This is a genomic window from Clostridium sp. D53t1_180928_C8 (assembly GCF_015667795.1).
Classification (GTDB): Bacteria; Bacillota; Clostridia; order Clostridiales; family Clostridiaceae; genus Clostridium.
Map to the genome: position 1 here is coordinate 48860 of NZ_JADPEL010000012.1, position 16424 is coordinate 65283.

General features: G+C 28.8%; 10 protein-coding genes and 3 pseudogenes. All 13 read left to right on the forward strand.

From position 1 onward, the window contains the following. Nucleotides 1–3: 3 nt before the first annotated feature. Nucleotides 4–1557 carry a penicillin-binding transpeptidase domain-containing protein gene (locus I4V51_RS10015; protein ID WP_195988298.1) on the forward strand — a complete coding sequence of 518 codons (1554 nt, stop codon included), beginning with the start codon at nucleotides 4–6 and terminating at the stop codon, nucleotides 1555–1557. Between the two features lie 196 nt (nucleotides 1558–1753). After that, nucleotides 1754–3619 (forward strand): excinuclease ABC subunit UvrC, encoded by a 1866-nt coding sequence (uvrC, locus tag I4V51_RS10020; RefSeq protein WP_195988299.1) that lies wholly within the window; start codon nucleotides 1754–1756, stop codon nucleotides 3617–3619. Nucleotides 3620–3697: 78 nt separating this feature from the next. Further along, nucleotides 3698–4612, forward strand: coding sequence for a UDP-N-acetylmuramate dehydrogenase (gene murB, locus I4V51_RS10025; protein WP_195988300.1), 915 nt, complete (start codon nucleotides 3698–3700; stop codon nucleotides 4610–4612). Nucleotides 4613–4792: 180 nt separating this feature from the next. Next, complete coding sequence (locus I4V51_RS10030) at nucleotides 4793–5512, forward strand: protein kinase family protein (protein WP_195988301.1); 720 nt, start codon at nucleotides 4793–4795, stop codon at nucleotides 5510–5512. A 14-nt stretch (nucleotides 5513–5526) separates the two neighbouring features. Further along, on the forward strand, nucleotides 5527–6099 hold the full coding sequence (locus tag I4V51_RS10035; RefSeq protein WP_195988302.1) for a hypothetical protein: 573 nt from the start codon (nucleotides 5527–5529) through the stop codon (nucleotides 6097–6099). 116 nt (nucleotides 6100–6215) lie between these two features. Further along, the gene (locus I4V51_RS10040) at nucleotides 6216–6638 is read left to right on the forward strand and encodes a hypothetical protein (protein ID WP_195988303.1); all 423 of its coding nucleotides are present in this window, start codon (nucleotides 6216–6218) and stop codon (nucleotides 6636–6638) included. A gap of 246 nt (nucleotides 6639–6884) precedes the next feature. Further along, nucleotides 6885–7769, forward strand: a complete 885-nt coding sequence (gene rapZ / locus I4V51_RS10045) for an RNase adapter RapZ (RefSeq protein ID WP_195988304.1) — start codon at nucleotides 6885–6887, stop codon at nucleotides 7767–7769. After that, entirely contained in the window at nucleotides 7766–9091 is a 1326-nt protein-coding gene (locus tag I4V51_RS10050; RefSeq protein ID WP_195988305.1) for a YvcK family protein, read from the forward strand. The genes rapZ and I4V51_RS10050 overlap by 4 nt, the downstream gene beginning before the upstream one ends. A gap of 123 nt (nucleotides 9092–9214) precedes the next feature. After that, the gene (gene whiA, locus I4V51_RS10055) at nucleotides 9215–10165 is read left to right on the forward strand and encodes a DNA-binding protein WhiA (RefSeq protein WP_195988306.1); all 951 of its coding nucleotides are present in this window, start codon (nucleotides 9215–9217) and stop codon (nucleotides 10163–10165) included. Nucleotides 10166–10289: 124 nt separating this feature from the next. Next, nucleotides 10290–11552 (forward strand): annotated as a pseudogene (gene dnaE, locus I4V51_RS10060) (DNA polymerase III subunit alpha); the annotation flags it as partial. A gap of 1032 nt (nucleotides 11553–12584) precedes the next feature. Beyond that, nucleotides 12585–13683 (forward strand): annotated as a pseudogene (gene dnaE, locus I4V51_RS10065) (DNA polymerase III subunit alpha); the annotation flags it as partial. 383 nt (nucleotides 13684–14066) lie between these two features. Then, on the forward strand, nucleotides 14067–14342 hold the full coding sequence (locus tag I4V51_RS10070; protein WP_195988308.1) for a hypothetical protein: 276 nt from the start codon (nucleotides 14067–14069) through the stop codon (nucleotides 14340–14342). A gap of 376 nt (nucleotides 14343–14718) precedes the next feature. Beyond that, nucleotides 14719–15936, forward strand: a pseudogene (locus I4V51_RS10075) (OB-fold nucleic acid binding domain-containing protein); the annotation flags it as partial. Between the last annotated feature and the right edge of the window lie 488 nt (nucleotides 15937–16424).

Sequence of the window (16424 nt, forward strand, 5' to 3'; positions counted from 1 at the left end):
GGTATGAATGATTTAGCAAAAAGCGTTAAAAGCGTAATGACTATATTTTTAATTTTCTTTATAGCATTAATATCCTATATTGCTTATTTCCAATTGATTAAAAGTCCAAAGATTAATGATATGCCTGGAAATACTAGGGTTATTGCTACAAAAAATGAAGTTTTAAGAGGAACTATATATGATAGAAATGGAACTCCTCTAACAACAAGTGAAAGAGTAAATGAAACATCTCAAAAAAGGGATTATTTATACAATGATTTATATGTTCATGCATTAGGATATACAAGTGCTGTTTATGGAACTACAGGATTAGAAGAAGAGTATGATAGTGAATTAAGTACTTATAATGCTTTTGGTAATAATTTTAGGCAGTTTTTAGATAGCATTAATATAAATGGTCTTATAGAAAGTATGAAAAATGATAAAGAAAGTACAGGAAGTTTTAATTTTTCATCTAATTTTAAAAACTTTATGAATGGAATAGATTTTAAAAAGTTAACAGAAGAAGCTGATAAGGTTGGAAATGGAGTTGTAACAACTTTAGATACAACATTACAACAAGTAGCTTCAGATGCATTAGGAGATAATAAAGGTGCTGTTGTTGCATTAAATCCTAAAACGGGAGAAATATTAGCGATGGTATCAAAACCTACATTTAATCCTAATAATTTGGCTGATGAAATGAATAAAGCTAATAGTGGTAGTGCAGATGAAACACCATTAATTAATAGAGCTATAAATGGGCTTTATCCTCCAGGATCTGTATTTAAAACTGTTACCTTAACAAGTGCATTAGAAAATATACCAACAGTAGTTGATAGAACATTTGATGATGAAGGAAAAATAAAGTTCCAAGATGGAACCTCATTAAGTAACTTTGGAAATAATGTGTATGGTTCAATAGATTTAAAACAAGCATATAAGGTATCAAGTAATGTTGTATTTGGAACATTAGCAATGGATCTTGGAAATGATAAGTTGAAAGCTACAGCTGAAAGTTATGGATTTAATTCAGTAATTACTGGACCAGGGGTATCTATAACATCAAGTAGATTCCCAACATTAAATAATGCTGAATTAGGTAATATGGCACAAAGTGGTATAGGTCAAGGAAGTGTTTTAGCAACTCCTATGCAAATGGCTTTAGTGGCAGCAACAGTAGCTAATGATGGTGTTATGATGCAACCTAAATTAGTTAATTCTATTGTTGATAAAGATAAAAATACAGTAAAAGCTATAGATGGTAAAGAGTTAAAGCAAGTAATGTCTAGTGAAATAGCCGAAACAATTCAAGAATATATGACATATTTAATTGATAGTAATTTAAATAAATGGCCAGCGTTTAAGGGAACTAATGCAGGTGGAAAAACAGGTACAGCAGATTATACTTTAGCAGATGGAAGTGAAGCAACTCCACATAGCTGGTTTATAGCAGCAGCACCAATGGATGATCCACAAATAGCAATTGCAGTAATAGTTGAAAATGGTGGTACTGGTTCAGGAGCAGCGGCAACAGTTGCTAGTAAGGTTGTTAGGCAAGCAGTTTTAGGAGACTAAAACTATAATTTAATATTAGATACAGTTAGTTGTATAACAAAAGAGAGTCTGATATTAGGATAAAATGAGTTAAGAGTTAAGAGAGAATAGTTAAGAGAAGTGGTGTTAATATTATAAGCTTCTGTAGAAGTTTAAGCCTTCAACTATTAACTCTTACTTCTTAGCTCTTAATTTTTATCTATGAAGGGGGAGAGACATGTTTGATTTTGAGTATCATATAAAAAATTTACCTGATAAACCAGGTGTCTATTTAATGAAAAATTCATTAGGTGAAGTTATTTATGTTGGAAAAGCAAAGATTTTAAAGAATAGAGTAAAAAGTTATTTTCAAAGTTCAAAAAATCATTCGGAAAAAGTAAGAGTCATGGTTAAGAATATTGCTGAATTTGAGTATATAGTTACAGATTCAGAAATGGAAGCACTTATTTTAGAATGTAATTTAATAAAGAAATATAGCCCTAAATATAATATATTATTAAAAGATGACAAGTTTTATCCTTTTATAAAAATAACTATTAAGGATGATTTTCCAAGGGTATTTGTAACTAGAAATTTTGCTAAGGATGGTAGCAAATATTTTGGTCCATATACTAATGGAACAGCTGTATATGAAACAATAAATTTAATATATAAGATATTTCCATTAAGAACATGTAAGTTAGCAATAAAGGAAGATGGAGATAAGGTAAGGCCTTGTTTAAATTATCATATAAAAAAATGCTTTGGACCATGTGGTGGGCATATAAGTAAAGAAGAATACGGAAAAATGATAAGCGATATAATTGATATTTTAAGTGGAAAAGAAACCTATGTTACCAAAATGCTTAAGGCAGAAATGGAGAATGCAGCAGAAAATTTAGAATTTGAAAAAGCAGCATCATTAAGAGATAAAATATTATCAATAGAAGCTATAGTTGAAAAGCAAAAAATATTTAAGACTATGGAAGGCGATGAGGATTTTATTAATATTGATCAAGATGAAAAAGATAGCTGTATTCAAGTATTTTTCTCTAGAGATGGTAAAATACTTGGAAGAGAACATTTTATATTTGAAAATACAGCAAATGAAAGCGTAGCAGAAATTTTAGAAGAATTTATAGCATCATTTTATGGAGGAACAGCTAAAGTTCCTAAAACAATATATGTTCCTGAAATTAATGAAGTAGAGTTAATGGAGGAATATTTAACAATTAAAAGAGGGTCTAAGGTATGGCTTAAAGTACCACAAAAGGGTCAGAAAAAAGAAATGCTAGAAATGGTTAAAAATAATGCTAAAATTACTTTAGAAAAATTCAAGGATAAATATCTAAAGGATAAAGAAATAAACAGAATATCATTACAAGAACTTCAACAATTATTAGAACTTGACGAGTGGCCTGCCAGAATAGAGGCATATGATATATCTAATATACAGGGTGTAGACTCTGTTGGAACAATGATTGTGTTTGAAGAGGGAAGAGCAAAAAATAGTGATTATAGAAGATTTAAAATAAAAACTGTAAAAGGTGCTAATGATTATGATAGTATGAGAGAAATCTTAACAAGAAGATTTAATCATGGACTTGAAGAAGTAAAGGCAATTCAAGAGAGAAATTTAAAACTATCTGCAGGCAAGTTTTCTAATTTCCCAGATTTGATAATGATGGATGGTGGTAAAGGACAAGTAAATATAGCATTAGAAGTATTAGAGAGCCTAAACATAAATATACCAGTATGTGGTCTAGTTAAGGATGATAAACACCAAACTAGGGGGATAGTATATAATAATAAAGAGTTAATAATTAATAGAAGCTCAAATTTAATGCAATTAATAAGAAGAATACAAGATGAAGTTCATAGATTTGCAATAACATATCATAGAAGCTTAAGGGATAAAAGAACATTGCATTCAATTTTAGATGATATACCTAATGTTGGAGAAAAGCGAAGAAGAGCTTTATTAATGAAGTTTGGTAGTGTAGATAATATTAAAAAAGCTACAATAGATGAGTTATTAGAAGTACCATCTATAGATAAGAAATCGGCAAAAAGTATTTATATTTACTTTAATGGCAATAATTAAGAGGAAATTACTTGTTTAATGTTATAATATACTTTATACTATTAAACTGTAAATATTTTATATTTTAAGGAGCTTATCATGAATAAATACGGTAAATTTGTAGGGCTATTTAGAGAATTTTACAATGAAGATAATATTAAAATAGATGAGAAGTTAAGTAGTTATGTCAATTTTAGAGTTGGAGGACCGGCAGATATTCTGTTAATTCCTGAATCAAAGGAGCAAATAAAAAAGAGTATTTGCATTTGTAAGGAAAATAACATTCCGGTTTATGTTATAGGTAATGGTTCTAACATATTAGTTAGAGATGGTGGATTTAGAGGTGTTGTTATATCACTAAAAGGCGTACACAATGTAACTGTAAATGATGAGAGAATTGAAGCTGAATGTGGTGCAATGTTAAAGGAAGTTTCTGATAAAGCAATGGAAAATTCATTAACTGGATTTGAATTTGCATGTGGAATACCAGGAACTATTGGTGGAGCAGTGTTTATGAATGCTGGTGCTTACGATGGAGAAATTGCACATGTTATTGAAAGTGCTGAAGTACTAGATGAAAATTGTAATGTAATAAAGCTTACAAATGATGAATTAGATTTCGGATATAGATCTTCTTTAGTTATGAAAAAGGGATATACAGTTTTATCAGCTATGTTTAAATTACAAAAGGGTAAAGTAAAAACTATAAAAGAATTAGTTAATGACTTAACTAATAAGAGAGAATCTAAACAACCACTTGAATATCCATCAGCAGGAAGTACATTTAAAAGACCAACAGGTTATTTTGCTGGTAAGCTTATTCAAGATGCTGGTTTAAAAGGATACTCTATAGGTGGAGCTGCTGTTTCTGAAAAGCATTCAGGATTTGTAATTAATAAAGGAAATGCGACAGCAAAAGATATTACTGATTTAATAAAGTATATTCAAGATGAAGTAAAAAAACAATTCGGAGTTGATCTTCATCCTGAAGTAAGAATAATAGGTGAAGAATAAGAAGTTACCATTTGGGTAGCTTCTTTTTTTACGTAAAATACAGAAACATAATAAAAAAATGTAACACACCTTCTTATAGTTTCATAGGATGTATTAAGGGGAATTAAGGATATTCTATCAAGCTAATGAGGAGGATTTATATGAATTATTGTATAAATAAGTCATATAATATAAAAAAATATGGATAAGTATTTTAAGAAAGGTGAAAAAGTAGAAGGATATACTATTACCAAGTTAATAGGACAAGGTAGGTATGGAATTGCGTATTTAGCGACTAATGATAAAGGTGAAAAGTGCGTAATAAAGCAGCTAAAGAAAAAAATGCTTAAAGAAACTAGAGAAAAACTTTTTTATGAAGAAAGCATATTAAATAGATTGGATGATCCGAAGTTTCCTAAATTTATATCTAAATTTAAAGATAAACGTAGAGAAGGATATATATTAGAATATGTTGAAGGAAAGGTTTTTGAGGATCTATTAGTTAAGGAAGGAAAGGTTTTTTCAAAGGGTGAAATTTATGAAGTGGCATCTAAGCTTTTAGATTTAGTAGAGGTATTGCATAATGAAAATATAGTTCATAGAGATGTTAGATTGCCTAATGTAATAATAAAAGAAAATAATGAGTTAGCCTTAATTGATTTTGGTCTAGCTAGATATATAAATAATGAGAAATATATAAAACAAGAAGATTACTGGTATATAGGTGACTTTTTAATTCATCTGTACTATTCTTCATATAAACCAGATTCAAAAGAAGAAAGACCCTGGTATGAAGAGTTAAATCTAAATGAAGAGGAAAAAGTTTTCCTAAAGAAATTAATGGGAATAGAGCAGGAGTATGAAAATATAGAACAAGTTAGACAACAACTTGAAAAAGTTAAAAGCACAAATGATGATTAAAATGGGGTGATATTATGATTAAATTGATTGATTCGTCTAAAATATATCCTGAAAGTTTTAGAGTGAATTTATATACTATAAACCCATTCAGAGTTATAGGATTGATAGATGTTAATATTGAGTATGATGATGGATTAGAAAGAGTGACATTGCCATTCTTTAGATCATCAGGAACAAATAGTGGTAAGATTAGGGGGTTATGGTACCCTATAGTTGGAATAAAAATATATGATGGTGATTTTACAGAGTTTACAGACTATATAAATTTTGTATTAGCTAATACAACAAGAGATGGAATTGCAATGGAGGGATGGTTAGCTAAATCAGTATTCTTTTCTAGAAGATCAGGAAACAGAGATATGATAAGAGGATTTTCTAATGGAGAACACCATAACTCTTTATTAAGTATAGGAAAACAATTAAGAGACCTATATCAATCAGGAAATTATAAAAAAATGCATTCTTTAGATTCAGAAACATTAAATAAAATAGTAACTGCAAATAAGGTGTATTATGGTAATAAGCATACTCAAAGGGAAAATTTTGAAAGATTCGTAAAAGAAATATATGAAGAGAGAAATATATAAAAAAAGAGTTTTAGAATTAAAAATGTAACACAAGAAAAGAAATAATCATAATATATATTAAGTATAATAATAAATGATTTATATATTATACAGAAAAATATAGAGAGGTGTTTTATATGAATTACTATAGAAATAGATCATGTAGAGGGCATAGATATTATGGATATAGTCAATCAAGAAGTAATTCAGATTCAAATAGCAGGTCAAATAGCAGGTCAAATAGTAGATCAAACAGCAGATCAAGTTATAGTGGAAGTCAATCACAAAGTAATTCAAATAGTAGTTCAATGAGCAATTCAAGAAGCAGTTCAATGAGTAATTTAACTAGTAGAATAAGTAGTTGGATAAGTAATTGGACAAGCAGAAAATCAAGTAAGTCAGATTCTAATAGTCATTCAAGTAATAGCTCATATAGTAGTTCTTACAGTCATGATTCAAATAGTAGTTCTTACAGCAGTTCTTATAGTAATGACTCAAATAGTAGTTCTTACAGTAGTTCTTATAGTAATGATTCTAATAGTGGATCATATAGCAGATAATAGAATTAATTTAAATAAAGATATTATAAAAATAAAGAAGTATATAATTACTTCTTTATTTTTATATAAATACGATTTTTAAGTTTTATAATGTAATAGTTAAATTTTTGATATATATGATATAATTGAATAAGTTACTTTAAGGTGAAATTCCAAATTAAAAATTTGACAATTTAACTTTCACATTCGAACTAAATTTAGAATGTGTTTACTACATTAAAAAAAGAGATTTTTTGGAGGTATTACATGAGATTTATTATAGTTACAGGGTTATCAGGAGCCGGTAAATCAGAAGCGACTAAAAGCTTAGAAGATATGGGGTATTTTTGTGTAGATAATCTTCCACCAACATTAATAACAAAGTTTGCAGAGGCATGTAGACAAAGTGATGGAAAGATAGATAAAGTGGCATTAGTTATAGATATAAGAGGTGGAGTATTCTTTAATGATTTATTTGAAAGTTTAAGAGATTTAGAAAAAGAGCAGTTTAAGTATGAAATATTATTCTTAGATGCAACTGATGAAGTTCTTGTAAAAAGATTCAAAGAAAAAAGAAGAAGTCATCCATTATCAGGTGGTGGTAGAGTTATAACAGGAATTGAATTAGAAAGAAAGAAATTAAGAGAAGTTAAAGATAAGGCAGATATTATAATAGATACATCAAAGTATAAAATAGGTGATTTAAGAGAAGAAATGACTAAATATTTTGGTGATGAAACATTGCCAGAAAAGCAATTATCAATTACTGTGTTAAGCTTTGGATTTAAATATGGTATACCAGTTGATTCAGACTTAGTGTTTGATGTTAGATTTATACCTAACCCATTCTATATACCAGAACTAAAGCCATTTTCAGGGTTAGATACACCAGTTAAGGATTATGTATTAGAACAAGATGAAACTAAAAATTTCTTAGAAAAATTAAATGATATGTTAGAATTCTTGATTCCAAACTATCAAAAAGAGGGAAAAAGACAACTTATTATTTCAATAGGATGTACTGGTGGAAGACACAGATCAGTAGCTATAGCAAATGAGGTTTATGAGAATTTATATGAGAAAAACTACAATGTGTATATTGAGCATAGAGATATTAAAGAAGATGTTCATAAAGGGGATAAAAAGCTATGATAATGGATTTTTTGATGAAGCCAGGAATAAAAATGAAAAGGTGGATATTCCTTGGCTTTGTAGGGGTAGTGATACTTGTACTAGGTGTTGTTGAAATTTTTTCAAATAAAGATTATAACACAAATATAAAACTTTTATATTTATTTTTAAGTTTAATTGGAATTGTAATGATGTATATTGCATTTTCGGAATTTGTTAAATCATTTATTGCATTAATAAACTCTGAAAAAGTTAAAATAACAATAAATGATAAGAACATAGAAGAACTTGTAGATGAAAAGAGAGTTCATGTAGGTGGTCCTAAAGTAGTTGTTATAGGTGGTGGAACGGGGCTTTCTACAATGTTGAGAGGGTTAAAGTTATATACAAGTAATATAACAGCAGTAGTAACTGTTGGAGATGATGGTGGAGGATCAGGAAAGCTTAGAGCTGACCTTGGGATGTTACCACCAGGTGATATACGTAACTGTATTCTAGCATTAGCAGACACAGAGCCTATTATGGAGGATTTACTTCAATATAGATTCCAAGAAGGGTCGCTAAAAGGCCAGAATTTTGGTAATTTATTTTTAGCTGCCATGGCAGGAATAAGCGAAAACTTTGAAGATGCTGTTCAAAAAATGAGTTCAGTACTTGCAGTTACTGGTAAAGTATTGCCAGTTACACTTGATGATATGAAACTTATAGCAGAGCTTGAAAACGGAAGTATAGTAGAGGGTGAATCTATAATTCCAGAAGAGGTTATAAAACAAAAAAGTAAGATAAAAAAATTAAAAATAGATCCTGAAAGAGCTAAACCGTTGATGGATGCGCTTATAGCTATTAAAGAAGCAGATGCAATTGTTATGGGGCCTGGAAGCCTTTATACTAGCATAATACCAAATCTTTTAGTTGAAGATATAGTTGACTCAATTAATAAAAGTGATGCAATCAAGATATATATATCAAATGTAATGACTCAACCAGGTGAAACAGACGATTTTAATGTATCTGATCATATAAAAACGTTAATGAAATATAGTGGAAAGAATAGCATTCAATATGTTATTGCAAATAATGGAGTGATTCCTCAAGAAATAGAGGAAAGATATTTAAGTGAAGGATCTAAATTAGTAAAGTTAGATTATGAAAACATAGAAGATTTAAATGTAAAGGTAGTTGAGACTGATTTAGTTAAAATTACTAAGGGATACGTAAAACATGATGCGGAACATTTAGCACAAGTTTTAATGACAACTATTTTAGATAAAAAATTACTTTATGATAAAAAGAAAATTATTGAGTATATGTATTTATCTAAAAAGATTGCAAATAAGAAATAAGTATATTAAGCTGTATCAAAATTTTGATACAGCTTTTTTATTTCCATTATTATATTATGACACATACGGCACAGTTTATGATATAATAATTTATATATTTATAGTTAGTTAGGAGAATAATTTATGTCGTTTTCAGCGAAAGTAAAAGGAGAAATATGTAGATATACTGATATATCTAAGGCGGAAGCATTAGCGGAGCTTTCGGCAATAATGAAAGGTAGTGGAACAATAGGGTTTAGTGGGAAAGGTCTTAGCTTTAGAATTACAACAGAAAATCCAGCTTCAGCAAGACATATATTCACTATACTAAAGGAACACTTTAATATACATTCTAAATTAATGGTTAAAAAGAGTAACTCTTTAAAGAAAAATAATATATATATGGTTTTAATTGAAGAAGACATGGGGGTTAGGGACTTACTTCAAGAAACAGGTATTTTTAGAGAAATAGATGGAGTACTAACTATTGACTATAAAATAGATCCTGAAATGGTAAAGACTGAAGAATACAAGAAAGCCTATATAAGAGGCGCTTTTATTGGTGGGGGAAGTGTAACTAATCCTGAAAAGACATATCATTTAGAATTTGTAACTCATAGTGAGGAATATGCAATTGATTTATCTAAGCTTATTAATTCTTTTGGATTGAATTCAAAAGTTATTCAAAGAAAAAATAGCTTTATAATATATATAAAAGAAGGCGAACAAATAGTTGATCTTTTAAATATTGTTGGAGCTCATACTTCATTACTTGAACTTGAAAATATAAGAATAATGAAGGAAATGAGAAATAACGTAAATAGACTTGTTAACTGTGAAACTGCTAACTTAAGTAAAACAGTAAATGCTGCAGTGAGACAAGTTGAAAGCATAAAGCTTATACAAAATAGTATAGGTCTTCAAAGGTTACCAAAGAATCTTCAAGAAGTTGCAGAGCTTAGATTAAGTTATCCAGATGAATCCCTTAAGGAATTAGGAGAAATGTTAGATCCACCAGTAGGTAAATCTGGAATAAATCATAGATTAAGAAAAATAGAAAAAATAGCTGAAGAAATAAGAAGTGGAAACTATTAAAATAGTCAATAATAAAAATATAATATTAAAAATAAAGTCTGCTACGGCAGACTTTAAAGTTATAATTAATATTGTAATAGAATAGTTAATAGTTTAAAATTTCTTATAATAAGGGGGTGTTTCATTGGAAAATAAAAAGTTCTGTCATCTCCACTTACATACAGAGTATAGTTTGCTTGATAGTTCAGCTAAGATTAAAAAAGTTATTAGTCGAGCAAAAGAGCTTGGGATGAAAAGCATAGCCATTACTGACCATGGTGTTATGTATGGATGTGTAGCTTTTTATAAAGAGGCGGTAGCACAAGGTATTAAACCTATACTTGGTTGTGAAGTATATGTAGCAAGTAAGTCTATGAATATCAAAATTAATGATAAGGACAATGGTACATATCACTTAGTTTTATTAGTAAAAAATGAAGTTGGTTATGAAAATTTAATGGAAATAGTATCAACAGCATCTATTGATGGATTTTACTATAAACCAAGAGTTGACCATGATTTCCTAAGAAAGCATAGCGAAGGTTTAATTGCTTTAAGTGCTTGTCTTGGTGGAGAAGTACAAAAAAATTTATTAAGAGATGATTATGAAAAGGCAAAAGAAGTTGCCTTACTGTATAAGAATATCTTTAAAGATGGTTTTTATTTAGAAATACAAGACCATGGCATGGAGGAGCAAAGAAAGGTTACAGAAGGTAATATTAAGTTATCTAGAGAGACAGGAATACCTTTAATTGCAACAAATGATGTCCATTATATTAAGCAAGAGGATTCTAAGGCACATGATATTCTTATGTGTATTCAAACAGGTAAAACGGTGGAAGATCAAAATAGAAGAAGGTATCCTTCAGACCAATTCTATTTAAAGTCTCCTGAAGAGATGTGGGATATGTTTTCTTATGTTCCAGAGGCGTTAGAAAATACATTGAAAATTGCAGAGGAATGTAATTTTGATTATGAGTTCCACGTTTCTAAGTTACCTAATTTCCCAGTTCCACAGGAATATAAAACTCACTTTGATTATCTTGAAGAAGTGTGTTTTGAAGGTCTTGTTGAAAGATATGATGTATTTGAACAATTTAAAGATAAGTTAATTAATGTTCAAGAGGTAAAGGATTTTGCTGAGACTAATGAGGAAGCAAAAGAATATGTAAATAGGCTTAATTATGAGCTTGGTGTAATTAATCAAATGGGATATGTTGATTACTTCTTAATTACTTGGGATTTTATTAAGTATTCAAATGACCATGGTATACCAACTGGTCCGGGCCGTGGATCCGCAGCAGGGTCTATCGTTGCTTATACTCTTGGAATAACAAAAATAAATCCGATAAAGTATAGCTTGCTTTTTGAAAGATTTTTGAATCCGGAAAGAGTAAGTATGCCAGATTATAAATAAGTTTATACTAAGAATAAAATAATTCTTAGAGGGGTAAGGTTTTGAAGCGATAAGAGTTAGATAAATATAAGGAAGATATTATAAAGTTATATGAATATGAAAAATTATCATTTAGTAAGATAGTTTATTCAGTAAATGAAAGTTATTTTTGTAAGATAGATAAAAATCATTAAAAAAAGTATAGGCTCAGATTATGAAATTAGATCATATATATCTAATTCAATTTATGGTAAATGTGAATATTGCAGAATATTAATAAATAGCCCGATGTCAGTTAAAAATATAAAAGATAAGGGTGTTATTAACAATAAATCATTAAAACTTAAATTTCTAAATAGTAAAATATTGGATGTAAAATTATATAAACATTTCATTAGAGGATACTTTGATGGAGATGGAAGTTTGGTTTTGTCAAAAAACTCTATAAATTTTAAGTTTTTCTGAACTAAAGAGTTTTTAGAAGTATTAGTGGATATTTTTAATTCAATTTCACAATATAGATATAATAAAAGACTATACAAACGAAAAGATGATAATAAAAATAATTACTATATCAGCTATGGCGGAAGAATAAAAACATTAAATGTAATGGATTATTTATATGATGACTGTAATATTTATTTAGAGAGAAAATATAAAAGCTTAAAATCTATACTTTAAATTTAATAGTCGTGTATATTAGAAATAATGTACTTAAAGAGCCTCGAATTGCTTGAAAGCCCTTAGAGCTATTAGTGCTACAACGTAAAAATGAAATAAGTTTAAGCGTGAATGCTAAAAAACTAATAGATTGGGTAATGAGCAGCGAAGTCCTTAATAGGGAAACGTTCAACGACTAGTCCAAAGGGACGTAGTTATCTTTAAATGAAATTCCAAATTTTAATTTGGAGAATTGAATTTACTTAGCGACTGAAAGGAGTCGAGTTTCATTATAAAGGGTAGCGAAGTGGGGCAGCCCAAACCGTATAGAGGTCGGTGGGTGAAGATATAGTCTATACCCACTACATAAAGTAGTGTTTAAGTATCTCGAAAGAGAGGGTAGTAATAGATAGATTCGGATTTTTGTTATGAAAGAAGACAGGAAGTAATAGATTATGTTGTTGAAAAGTATGGAGTTAAAAATGTATCACAGATAATTACTTTTGGTACAATGGCCGCTAGATTATGTTTAAGAGATGTAGGAAGGGCTATGAACTATTCCTATGCAGAAGTAGATAGAATAGCTAAAATGATTCCTACAATGCTTGGAATAACCATAGAAAAGGCTTTAGATTTAAATCCAGAGCTTAAAGCAGCATATGACAATGAAGATAGAGTAAAGACATTGGTAGATGTTAGTAAGACTTTAGAAGGGTTACCAAGGCATTCATCAACACATGCTGCTGGTGTAGTTATAGCATCAAAGCCATTAGTTGAATATGTACCACTTCAAAAGAATGAAGATATGATAGTAACCCAATTTGATATGACAACTTTAGAAGAACTTGGACTTTTAAAGATGGATTTCCTTGGTTTAAGAACTTTAACGGTTATGAGTGATGCTGTTAAGATGATTAAAGAAAACCGAGGGGTAGATATTGATTTAGATAAAATAGACTTTGATGATAAAAATGTTTATAACATGATTGGTGAAGGAAAAACAGCTGGTGTATTCCAATTAGAATCTCCAGGTATGACGTCATTCATGAAAGAACTTAAGCCAGACTGCTTGGAAGATATTATAGCCGGAATATCACTATATAGACCAGGTCCGATGGCAGAGATTCCAAGATATATAGAAGGAAAAAGAAATAAAGATAGTGTGCGTTATGAGACACCAGAGCTTGAAGCTATACTGGATGTTACATATGGAGTAATGGTGTATCAAGAACAAGTTATGCAAATAGTTAGAGATTTAGGGGGTTATTCCCTTGGAAGAAGTGATATGGTTAGAAGAGCCATGTCAAAGAAAAAGCACAGTGTCATGGAACAAGAAAGAAAAAACTTTATATATGGAATAGTAGATGAAAATGGTAATGTGGAGGTGCCAGGTTGTCTGAGAAATGGTATAAGCGAAAAAGCAGCAAATGAAATTTTCGATCAGATGATGGATTTCGCTTCGTATGCTTTTAATAAATCCCATAATCTTATAAGTGTGGCAATATAGAGGAATCTATATTGAAAACTCCTTAAATTGCTGGAAGTTCCTAAAGCTATCTAAACTACAACGTAATTTGAAAAGATAAGCGTGAATGTGGCAGAAATGCAGAAAAAATTAGATAGATTATATAGGGGGAGACCCTAAGTATATCAATTTTATCTATTGGGTAAAACAAAATGGATAATCAGCAACGAAATTTCTAAGGTGATAATTTGTATTGATAATAGAACTTTAAAAATTATATATAAACTAAGAGTTAGTAAAGTAAAAGAAAGAGATATAAAAAAAGCAGTTAAATGAAATTTATAATATTAATTGTACAATGCAAGAGTTAAAAAGGATTCTAAATAAGATTTCTATAGTTTATGAAAAATATAGTGAATATGTATAAGCAATCTTTTATTAATAGAAATGATGAGTATAACATTGTTAAGTTGTATAAAGATGTAATTGAATTTTTATGTGATTATTTAAAGATTAGTTATACCGTTATTAAATCAGAATTTAAGGATAAGTATAGAATTGTTTTGTATGGTGAAAAATTAGTAGCAGAAATGAAAAGATTAGGTGTTAAAGAAAGACGTTTTCTTTACAAGGACCTGATTTATACGAACATTAGAAGGAATATTTATCATATATAGTAAGAGACATAATATATGGAGATGGATGGATAAGAAACGATGGAAGAGAATTTTTAATTTCATATGTATCCGATAAATTCATAAAGTGGTGTAAAGATGTCTTAAAATACTTAGGCTTTGAAGATATTTAAGAACGATTTATAGCTAACGAGTTTAATGGAATTTTTATTATAAGAACTGCAAAAAAATATAATTTAGAAGTTTTAAGACATAAAATATATAATAAGCCATTTGGTATGGAGAGAAAATATAAATTATTATTATGAAAGACGCTCAGAGACTATAATAGGAGATACTAATTCTATTAGTATATGGTATAGTCCAGACTACAACTTTATATTTAAAATAAGGGCTTATGAAAGTAAGAGTAGTAAAGGCAGCAGCCTATGCAGTAATAGGCTATCAGACAGCATACTTAATGCATTACTATCCAGTAGAAACTATAGCAGCAATGGTTAACTCTGTTATGGGAATAAGTGAAAAAGTAGCACATTATATAAAATTTGCAGAAAGTTTAGGTATACAAGTGCTACCACCAGATATAAATGAAAGCTATTCAAAATTTACAGTTAAAGATAACAGTATAAGATTTGGTATGGCGGCAATAAAAAACGTTGGAGTAAATGTTGTTGATGGAATTGTAGAAGCAAGAAAAAATAAAGGGAAATTCGAGTCATTAGTTGATTTTATTAATAAAATCGACTTATCTACAATAAATAAAAGAGCTGTAGAAAGTTTAATAAAAGCAGGAGCTTTTGACGAATTTAGGGTATTTAGATCAAAATTATTAGCTGTTTATGAAAAATTGATGGATAGTATAGCAAATGATAAGAAAAGAAATATAGATGGGCAAATTAGCCTTTTTGGTTTAGCAGAAGAAAGTATAAAAGCGCCTGAAGTAAGATATCCTGATATAAAAGAGTTTGCAAAAAATAATTTATTATCAATGGAAAAAGAAATGACTGGGCTTTATATATCAGGTCATCCTTTAGATGAATATGAAAAAAGCATAAAAATGATGACGTCAACTACAGTTGAATCAATTTTTAAATCCTATGAATCTATAATGGATGGATTAGAAGATGATGATCATTTAATTCAAGATAACCAAAGAGTTATACTTGGAGGAATATTGGCAGAAGTAAATCAAAAGGTAACTAGAAATAACTCAATTATGGCTTTCTTAAAGTTAGAGGACTTAACAGGAGTTATAGAAGTTGTAGTATTTCCTAAAACTTTAGATAAAGTAAGAAACTTAATTAATTTAGACTCAATGGTTGTTATTAATGGTAGAGTAAGCATAAAGGAAGATGAAGAACCTAAGCTTATTTGTGAAAGTATAGAGGCACTAGAAAAAGTAAATAGTGATAAGCTTTATATAAGAGTTGATAATTTAGCTAAAGCAAAAGAAATGAAACCAAAGTTAATAAGTGTTGTGGAAGAATACAAAGGAGATTCTGCACTTTATGTATTTACTTCAAATGATAGAAAAAATTATAGAATGCCACGAGATATGTGGGTAGATTTAAATACTGACGTTGTCCTTGAACTAAAAAAAGTTTTTGGAGATGAAAATGTAAAAATAGTTGAGTAAAATTTAAAAAAATATCTTCACAAAAAAGTTTGTGAAGATATTTTTTATTAATTTTATTAATTTTATTAATTTTATTAATTTTTGTAAGAATTCACAAAATTTAAATAGAAAGAATATTTTCTAAAATGAAATTTTTGAAAAAATAAAAAAAATTCAATAAAAACAATGTTAATTAAATAACAATAACTAAAAAAAACATTTAAATTTGAGGTATTTTTACATAAAATATAGTAAAATAGGATATGTATAAAGCTACAAAGAAATAAAATTGTAATCATTAATATGTATATAATTTCGATAAATTTAGGGCAAAATAGACATATAGAGTTGTAAATAAACGATATTTTTAGACATAAGTACATTTATTTTAGTTGCATTAAGAACAGTTTACAAGTAAAATAAAAAAGGTGGTAAAAAGTTTAACAATAAACAAAATAGTAATAATGATAACAAATATTTCAAAATGAGTGGACATGCAGAGTCCTTAG